The organism is Paracraurococcus ruber (genome assembly GCF_004353985.1).
Taxonomy (GTDB): Bacteria; Pseudomonadota; Alphaproteobacteria; order Acetobacterales; family Acetobacteraceae; genus Paracraurococcus; species Paracraurococcus ruber.
Map to the genome: position 1 here is coordinate 1 of NZ_SMOA01000483.1, position 2,425 is coordinate 2,425.

Here is a 2,425-nt window from a genome sequence, read left to right on the forward strand (position 1 = left end):
GCGTGCCGCCGCCCCGGCATCACCGCGTCGCGGCCAGCCGCACCGGCGGCTGCCGCGCCAGCGCCGCCGCCGCCAAGGCCGCGGCGACCGAGGCGGCGAAGCCCAGGCCGAACACCGCGGCATGGCTTTCGCCGGTCGCGGCGAACAGCGCCGCGAGGGCGAAGCCCGCCAGGGTCTGCACCACCGCGAAGATCGCCGTGCACCGCACCCAGAGGCCGGTGGCCCGCGCCCCCGCCATCTCCCGCGAGACGCCGAGCGTCACCGCCGTGACCCCGACCGCGGCGAAGCCGGCCGCCGCCGCCGCCGGCAGCACCAGCGCCGGCCAGGGCGGCAGGGTCAGCGCCAGCGCCAGCGCCTGGATCAGCAGCCAGAGCCGCAGGGTCGGCCGGCCGCCCAGCCGGTCGACCACCCGGCCGCTGAGCACCCCGCCGGCAACGCCGGCCAGGCCGAACACGAACCACAGCAGCGCGCCGATCCCGACGCCGAGGCCGCGGCCGCGCGCCGCGAGGTCGGCCAGGTACACCATGGGCGGGACCATGCCCGCGCCATGCAGCCCGTAGGTCGCCAGCAGCAGCCGGGCAGGCGGCGGGGCGGCCGCTTCCGCCCCGCCCATGGGCATGTCCGGCCAGCGCGGGTGCGCATAGGCCCAGAGCAGCAGGACCAGCCCTGCCAGGCCCAGCCAGGTGGCCGGCAGCCCGGCCTGCAGCAGCGCCGGCACCGCCACCGCGCCGCCCGCGATGCCGAGGCCGACGCCGGCGATCACCACCCCGCCCGCCGTCCCGCGCCGCGCCGCCGGGACGGTCGCCTGGGTGGCCGGCCCGGCCAGGGCCATCAGCAGGCCGCCGCCCACGCCGGCCAGGGTCCGCCAGGGCAGGAACCACCAGACGCCGCCATTCCAGGCGCAGGCCGCCAGCGCCACCACGACCAGCCCCATGCCCAGGTCGAGGGTGCCGCGCACCCCGATCCGCCGCCCGGCCTGCCGCCCGAGCAGCGTGCCGATGAGGTAGCCGAGCAGGGCGGCGGCGCCGAGCATCCCGGCTTCCCCGCCATCCACCCAGCCGGCGCCCACCATGGCGGGAAAGAGGGGGACGAAGGCGAAGCGCGCGAGGCCGTTGCCCGAGGCGGTGGCGGCGGCGCCGGCGAAGGCGGGGCGGAGCGTGGCGGACACCCGCGCAGCCTGGACCCGAAGCGACCCGCCGGCCATCCCGCGGCGGGGCCTGCCCTGGCCGTGTCAGGAAGGACATCGCGCTGGCCGCGCCCGTCGGGGCGGGCAGCGCGGCGAGGCAGGCCCGGTCCGCCGGGCTGGCCATGCCACGCCCGGCAGGGTCGCGGCAGCGTCCGGGAGGGTTTCCGCCCGGCTGGCCCCGGCAGGACGGGCACCGCGGCAGGTCGGACCCAGGCGGCCTAGGCGGCCATCCTGCGCGAGTGTCCTGCCCGCGACGTTCGCAGCCACCGGCAGCGAACGCAGCGGACCAGCAGGCCACTGAAAACAATGGCGAGTGGCCCGGACCGAAGGACGCCACCAGTGGCGGCGAACTTCGGATTCGGGACACTAGGCACGGTAGCGGCTGCGTCCGGAATGCCCGCCCCGCCGGCTCCCCCCCCCCCCGGTCGGCGCCCGGGATCGCGGCTGGCGGACCCGGTCCGTCGGACCGGCCATCCCGCACCCGGCATGGTCCGGGCGGCGCCCCGGCACTCCCCCGGGCCGGGCACCGCCGGCCACGCCGCGCCGCCGAGGCGGACCGACCGGGCGGAGCGCCCCGCCCCCGGCGCCGGAAACCGATCAACTGGGCGAACCGAACCCGTTGCCGCCCGCGCCTCGGCGGAACCACCGCCGGGCGGCAGCATTCAGGACGGATGCTGAAATCCTTCCGTCCCGATTCCCGCCGGCTGGCCCGCGGGGGCCGCTTGCCCATGGCCCGCCCGCAGGACGCAGGGCCCGCATCGCCGGAGACGGGATCGTAACTGTCCATGGTGCATCTGGCAGCATCGGCCAGCGCCGCCCCGGCCGCGGCGGAGCCGGCGGGCGGCCTGCGCCTCGGTGGCCGGCCCGGGCTGGCGCTGGTGGTGGAGGACGAGGCGCTGCTCGCGCTCGAGATCGAATCGATCCTGGCGGCCGAGGGCTTCGAGACCCGCATCGCCTGCACACCCGAGGACGCGCTGGCCCTGGAGGCCGAGGATGCGGCGCTGGCCGTGGTCAATCTGCGCCTGGTCGACGCGCTGCGCGGGCCGGAGATCATCCGCGTCTTCCGGCGGCGGCGGCCGCACCTGCCGGTGGTGGTGGTGACCGGCTATGGCCCGGCCGCACCGCAGGCCGACCTGCGCGGGCTCGGCGGGCCGACCGCGCGGCTGCAGAAGCCGGTGGCGGCGGGCGCCTTGCGGGCCGCGGCGCGGGACGTGATCGCGCGCGGCGCGACGGGCGGCC

At 78.6% G+C, this 2,425-nt stretch carries 2 protein-coding genes; one reads left to right on the forward strand and one right to left on the reverse strand.

Annotated features, from left to right (window positions below; translation table 11 throughout):
* Positions 1-19: 19 nt before the first annotated feature.
* Positions 20-1,168: a YbfB/YjiJ family MFS transporter gene (locus E2C05_RS31005; protein WP_158292490.1), complete on the reverse strand. Its 1,149-nt coding sequence runs from the start codon at positions 1,166-1,168 to the stop codon at positions 20-22.
* An 803-nt stretch (positions 1,169-1,971) separates the two neighbouring features.
* On the opposite strand from E2C05_RS31005, the gene E2C05_RS31010 reads away from it, so the two are divergent.
* The coding region (locus E2C05_RS31010) for a response regulator (protein ID WP_133223462.1) at positions 1,972-2,425 on the forward strand (454 nt) is incomplete at its 3' end.